Origin of the sequence: Citrobacter sp. Cpo040, assembly GCF_030332915.1 — a bacterium.
Taxonomy (GTDB): Bacteria; Pseudomonadota; Gammaproteobacteria; order Enterobacterales; family Enterobacteriaceae; genus Citrobacter; species Citrobacter portucalensis.
The window spans coordinates 1,726,709-1,733,111 of sequence record NZ_JAOWGX010000034.1 but is presented as its reverse complement, the minus strand read 5'-3'; the positions used below and the strand labels follow the sequence as shown (position 1 = coordinate 1,733,111).

4 protein-coding genes are annotated in these 6,403 nt (G+C 52.3%); 1 reads left to right on the top strand and 3 read right to left on the bottom strand.

Annotated elements, in window-relative coordinates:
- Positions 1-594 precede the first annotated feature (594 nt).
- Complete coding sequence (locus tag OGX86_RS12985) at positions 595-1,893, top strand: MFS transporter (RefSeq protein ID WP_008785510.1); 1,299 nt, start codon at positions 595-597, stop codon at positions 1,891-1,893.
- Here OGX86_RS12985 and OGX86_RS12980 read toward each other — a convergent pair.
- The 3 genes from OGX86_RS12980 to OGX86_RS12965 all read right to left on the bottom strand — a co-directional run bounded on the left by OGX86_RS12980 (position 1,890) and on the right by OGX86_RS12965 (position 6,388).
- A complete protein-coding gene (locus OGX86_RS12980) occupies positions 1,890-2,225 on the bottom strand; it encodes a YfiM family lipoprotein (RefSeq protein WP_153687927.1) in 336 nt (111 codons plus the stop codon). The genes OGX86_RS12985 and OGX86_RS12980 overlap by 4 nt on opposite strands.
- A gap of 32 nt (positions 2,226-2,257) precedes the next feature.
- Entirely contained in the window at positions 2,258-3,613 is a 1,356-nt protein-coding gene (gene pssA, locus OGX86_RS12975; RefSeq protein ID WP_003835350.1) for a CDP-diacylglycerol--serine O-phosphatidyltransferase, read from the bottom strand.
- 114 nt (positions 3,614-3,727) lie between these two features.
- Positions 3,728-6,388: a bifunctional acetate--CoA ligase family protein/GNAT family N-acetyltransferase gene (locus OGX86_RS12965; RefSeq protein WP_057066699.1), complete on the bottom strand. Its 2,661-nt coding sequence runs from the start codon at positions 6,386-6,388 to the stop codon at positions 3,728-3,730.
- Positions 6,389-6,403 lie beyond the last annotated feature (15 nt).

Below are 6,403 nucleotides of genomic sequence, written 5' to 3'. Positions count from 1 at the left end.
GACGCCCGCCATAAACTGCCAGGCATTAATTAAAGTGAAGAAGCCCATCCTGACGGATGGGCTTTTTTGCGTCTGTGCGGCGTGCCGCCTTATCCGGCCTGCAGGGGCCGGGCTGAACGTATTTTGTAGGCCTGATAAGCGCAGCGCATCAGGCAACGCGGCGGTACATTGCCGGATGCGGCGTGCCGCCTTATCCGACCTACAGGGGCCGGGCTGAACGTATTTTGTAGGCCTGATAAGCGCAGCGCATCAGGCAACGCGGCGGTACATTGCCGGATGCGGCGTGCCGCCTTATCCGGCCTACAGGGGCTGGGCTGAACGTATTTTGTAGGCCTGATAAGCGCAGCGCATCAGGCAACGCGGCAGTACATTGCCGGATTCGACGTAACAGCCTTAATCGACCAACAAAAGCACACTGTCTCGATCTACTACACGGATCTCTCCCTCGAACATATCTGAATCCTTTCTCTGCTAATTAAAATCGTGATCTTTACCGCACAATAAGATATAACAATTATATAACATTCCATTCACCAAAAAACACACGACCATCATTGATAAATTCACGCGATTGTTGGCAGGGGTACAATTCTAATGGCTGATAGTAGTGTAACTGAGAACGGGGCGCTGGCAGACGGCGATACCCGCCGTCGTATATGGGCGATTGTCGGAGCATCATCAGGGAATCTGGTCGAATGGTTTGATTTCTATATCTATTCATTCTGCTCTCTTTATTTTGCTCATATCTTTTTTCCATCAGGAAATACCACCACACAACTCTTACAAACCGCCGGCGTTTTTGCCGCTGGCTTCTTGATGCGACCAATTGGAGGCTGGCTGTTTGGCCGTATCGCGGATAAGCACGGGCGTAAAAAGTCAATGTTGCTGTCCGTTTGTATGATGTGCATGGGATCGTTGGTGATCGCTTGTCTACCGGGATATGAAACTATCGGTACCTGGGCGCCTGCGCTATTACTGCTGGCAAGGCTATTCCAGGGGTTATCTGTCGGTGGTGAATACGGAACCAGCGCGACCTATATGAGTGAAGTCGCCGTTGAAGGTAAGAAAGGTTTTTATGCTTCATTCCAGTACGTAACGTTAATCGGCGGACAGTTACTGGCATTACTGGTTGTGGTCATATTACAGCACACGTTAGAAGACTCAGCGCTCAGAGAGTGGGGTTGGCGTATTCCATTTGCGTTGGGCGCCGTGCTGGCTATTGTTGCGCTATGGCTGCGTCGCCAACTGGATGAAACCTCGAAACAGGATGTTCGCGCGCTGAAAGAAGCGGGTTCCCTGAAAGGTCTGTGGCGTAATCGCAAAGCTTTTGTCATGGTGCTTGGTTTTACCGCCGCGGGATCATTGTGTTTTTATACGTTCACAACCTATATGCAGAAGTACCTGGTTAACACAGCCGGTATGCATGCCAACGTAGCCAGTGGGATTATGACGGCGGCACTGTGTGTGTTCATGCTGGTACAACCGCTGTTCGGCGCCTTGTCAGATAAAATTGGCCGACGTACTTCAATGCTGTGTTTTGGCGCGTTGGCCGCGATTTTCACCGTTCCCATTCTGACAGCATTGCAAAGCGTAACATCCCCGTATATGGCGTTTGCTCTGGTGATGTGTGCCCTGTTAATCGTCAGTTTCTATACGTCAATTAGCGGTATTCTGAAGGCCGAAATGTTCCCGGCACAGGTACGCGCTCTGGGGGTCGGCTTATCTTATGCGGTGGCCAATGCGCTGTTTGGCGGTTCAGCCGAATATGTCGCGTTGTCCCTGAAGTCTGTCGGTATGGAAACGACATTCTTCTGGTACGTCACTGCGCTGGCAGTAGTTGCGTTTTTAGTATCGCTAATGCTGCATGGGAAAGGGAAAGGTCTGCGCCTCTAGTAATGTGCCAGTTGCCAGACCGCATAGCCGGTAGATGCGCCTGCAACATCCCAGGCGAAGTCCTTCCAGCTCCAGCCGCTCCCAGCGGGACGGCTGTCCCACAGCTCTTTTGATGCACCCAAGCTGACTGAGAACATCAGGCCGATAGCCGCACTGCGATCGCGGCTGTTGCCCTGATGTTGGGCATATTCATTGCCGGCTGCGGCAAGCATGGCGGAGGCGATGAAGTGTTGAGCTTTGTCTTGCCCGCTCCACTGGTCGTTAGCCATATGGCTGCAGCCCGAAATGGCAAGGATACTGGTAAGAATGAACAGGCGCACCGTTGCCTCCATATGAAAAACCCCGTCACTGGACGGGGTCTTGATTACAGAATACGGCTAATTAATCTGTCGATACGAATACGGCGTAGTCGACGGATGAGCTTACGCACTTTGACTGGATAGTCAGCAATGCTTTGCAGGTCGCGATAGTGCTTAACGACGGTAGTATGCGTACGGATAAGCTCCAGCTCTTTATCGCGCTGAGGGGTGAGCTCTTGCTTAGGATCGTGAATAAGGATGGCGTTTTCCAGATCCAGACGCCAGGCGCGAGGGTTAAGGTTGTTGCCGGTGAGCAGCATCCATTTATCATCAACCCACATACCTTTCAGATGATAGGTGTTGTCATCATCTTTCCATAGGCGTACGACCAGCTGGTCGGTATTCACGTAATACTGCAATCTGCTCAAGAAACGGCGCAGATTGATTTCATACAGATAAGGCAGCGCACCGATGATCTTGAATGGCTCATCTTCCGGGATGAAAAAGTCGTTGGCGGTTTTATCACCGACAATGATTTCAACCTTTTTCCCTTCACGCAGCAGTTGAATGATATTGCGCACCAGTATGGCGGGAAGGTTGAAATAAGGGGTACAGATTGTAAGCTTGTGCTCCGCGCAGGGCATAAGATGGAAAATGGTCTTATTTAACAGACTGGATTTCCCAAGGCCCACCAGAGGCGTAACCGAAAGCTGTTCGTTATCAGCATCACCCTGAAAATGGAATGACGCATCGCGCAGTTCCTGACGGTACAGGCGGATGTCGTTTTTAATTTCTGGGCTTTTAGGGCGGTTGATATCATCAAGACGGTTAACGCCGCGACCGTTCATCAGGTTTTGCGTCACCCAATCGAACATGATATCGGCCATTTGCGCGTTGCGAATCAACTGATAACGGTCATAGCGATATTTATCATGCTGATGCAGGTAAACATCGTTCAGACTGGCCCCGCTGTACAGGACGCTGTCATCAATGATAAAGCCTTTGAAATGCAGGACGCCAAGCGCTTCACGGGTGTTAATCGGGACACCGTAGACAGGAATATCGATACCAGGGTTTTCTTGCGCCATTCGGCAATACCAATCAGCATTGGTATTGGATGCCGCAGCACCAATACGACCGCGCTGGGCTCGGTGCCAGTCGACAAGCACCCGGACATCCAGCTCAGGACGCTGCCGTTTTGCCGCATAGAGAGCGTCAAGTATGCCTTTACCACCGTCATCCTGTTCCAGGTACAGCGCAATAATGCAGATCCGTCGCGTCGCGCTGGCTATTTTTTCCAGCAGAGTCTCCCTGAAATTAGCGGGAGCATAAAAGAAATCTACATCATCAACTGACTGAGAAATCTTGGGTAGTTGGGCAAGGTGTTGTTGATGTTTATTACGCTTAAATTTTGACAACATCACAGTGCATTTCTTCTCTGTTCATTGAAGGGTCCTCTGTGCTATGCAGACGACATAAGCGGGCAATGATACCACCAGTACCCATTAATGTGGTCAACATTTCCAGTACCTTACTCACGATTCCTCACATTGGGCCAGATTAAGCGTTAGCCCAACAATTCCCTCTTCGAGCTGGACGTCAACAACAAACCCGAGCTTTCGGGCCAGGGCGACCATCCCACGATTGTTCGGCATCGTAATACCATTCAAACGTATAAGTCCGTGATCTCGAGTATAGGCAATTAATTTTTCCATCAATCGGCGACCCAGTCCAAGCCCTTTGAGATCGGAACGAACCAGTACGGCAAACTCAGCGTCTACGTTATCAGGATCCGAGATTGCTCGCGTTACGCCGAGGATCTCTTCGTGATTATCTTTACAACGCACCGCAACAAAGGCCATTTCCCGATCGTAGTCGATCTGCGTCATATTGGCTAAATCTTCGTGGGTAAATTCGTTGATCTCACTGAAATAGCGATAATAAAGATCTTCTTTTGTCACCTGAGAAATGAACTGCTGAAGATGAGGTTCATCCTCCGGCAAAATGGGGCGGAACAGACAGCGCTCGCCGTTCTTCAACTCCACCCACTCTTCAAGCTGATGAGGGTAGGGACGTACAGCCAGTCTGCTTTCGTTATCGCCCGTAAAAGGGGCAATATCCAGCGTAACGTCCAGCGCGGTAAATTCTCCGGCCGAGGCCAGCAGCGGATGAATATCCAGACGCTGAATTTCCGGGCAATCGACGATCAGGTTGGAGACCTGCACCAGAAGTTGGCTCAACCCGGCGATATCCAATGGGCGCAGTGCGCTGCGCGCGCGGATCTTTTTATTTTTGATCCCCTGGATCACCAGATAACGCGCCAGATTCATGTTCAATGGCGGCAATGCCACCACGGCTTGATCTTCCGGTCGCCACTCAACACCACCTTCACCCAACATAATCAACGGGCCAAATACCGGGTCGTGTTCAACGACGACACGAAGCTCCTGAGCGCCGGCGCGATTCGCCATACTTTGCACTAATAAGCCGTGAATGCGTGCCTGCGGCCAGGCCATTTTTACCCGATCGAAAATTGCATTGGCGGCCTGCTGCACTTCAGTGGCTGTACGCAGGTAGAGCATCACCCCCTGAACTTCTGATTTATGCGGAATATCAGGAGAACGCAGCTTGAGCGCCACCGGGTAGCCGATTTGCTCCGCGATGTGTACGGCTTCCGCGCTGTCGCTGGCGATCCACGTTGGCAGCGTGTGTAAGCCATAAGCCTGTAAAATCGGCTGCACTTCATGGGTATCAAGCGATGTCGCTCCTTCAGCAATCGCCCGCTGTAACAGATTATGCGCTTCGGCGGTGTTGGAGGTCAGGCTGTCAGGCAGCGCAGGCGTTTCTCGTAGCTGCTTCTGGTTTCGCCGATATTCCACCATATGCATAAATGCGGTGATGGTACCTTCCGGCGTGCGGTAGGTGGGCAGTCCGGCTTCGCTAAACAGTCTGCGGGCTTCCTGAGAGGAAAACTCTCCGCACCAGTTGGTCAGCAACGAGACGAATTTTCCTCGGGGGTGATGCTTTACCGCTTCAATCAATGCCAGTGCGCTTTCGGTTCCGGGAGCGGCTGCGCTGGGTGAATGAATCACCATCAGCGCGTCAAAATCCTGGCTGGCGAGCAAAATATCCAGCGTCTTAACGTAGTGTTCGCTGCTGGCGTCATCACGCAGATCCAGCGGGTTGGCGATATCAACATGTTCAGGCAATGCATCGCGTAATTTCTGGCAGGTGTCTTCACTCAACGTCGCCAACTTGCCATTTTTTGACCACAGTTCATCTAATGCCAGTGCGGCAGGCGCGGCCCCATTGCTGATGATCATCAGCCTGTCGCCACGTAGTGGACGCATGTGGCTCAGGGTTTCGACCGCCGAAAACAGCTCGTGAGTGTCTTGCACGCGTAATAAACCGGCACGCTGAATAGCGGCATCCCACGCAGGGTCCATCCCGGCGCTGGTATGCAGTAAACGCTGCGCCGCTGGACTACGACCGCTCTTAATCACCAAAATAGGTTTATTGCGCGAGGCGCTGCGGGCGGCGGAAACAAAGCGTCGGGCATCACTTAAATGCTCGAGATACAGCAATATCGCGCTGGTTTTGCTGTCGCGCGCCAGGTAATCCAGCAGCTCATCAACGTCGATATCCAGGCTATCACCCAGCGCGATAAAGTAAGAAAAGCCCATTTCTCTCTGCTGTGCCCAGTCGAGTATGGTATTGGATACGGCAGCGGATTGAGAGATAAAAGCCAGCTTGCCGCGCTTAATCGGGACGGGGGAAAAGCTGGCGTTAAGCCCTTGCCAGGGCGCGAGAAGTCCCAGGCTGTTGGGGCCCAGCAAACGTATGTTGTAGCGTGATGCGCAGGCCAGCAGCTCTGCGTGCTGCGCCGCGGGAGCTGAGAGAATAATGCAGGTTTTACAGCCTTTCTCGCCAAGCGCTTCGAGTAACGCCAGGTTACGGCTGGCATTGGTGCACAACACGGCGAGATCCGGGCTAAAGGGCAGGCTGTTGATATTGGGCCATGCCAGTACGCCCAGGACCGCTTTCCATGCGGGCGTCACCGGTAAAACAGGCCCATTGAAACCGCCGGCAAGCAGGTTACGCATCATCAGGTAACCCGCGCGATTAGGCTTCATTGACGCCCCAATCACCGCAATGGATTTCGGTCGCAATAGTGCTTCCAGACCACGCTGACTCATATCGGCTTCCTTAAT

Excerpts from the sequence above, each read along its gene's own strand:
- pssA (WP_003835350.1), bottom strand. The coding sequence starts at position 3,613 with ATGTTGTCAAAATTTAAGCGTAATAAACATCAACAACACCTTGCCCAA.
- OGX86_RS12980 (WP_153687927.1), bottom strand. The coding sequence starts at position 2,225 with ATGGAGGCAACGGTGCGCCTGTTCATTCTTACCAGTATCCTTGCCATT.
- OGX86_RS12965 (WP_057066699.1), bottom strand. The coding sequence starts at position 6,388 with ATGAGTCAGCGTGGTCTGGAAGCACTATTGCGACCGAAATCCATTGCG.
- OGX86_RS12985 (WP_008785510.1), top strand. The coding sequence starts at position 595 with ATGGCTGATAGTAGTGTAACTGAGAACGGGGCGCTGGCAGACGGCGAT.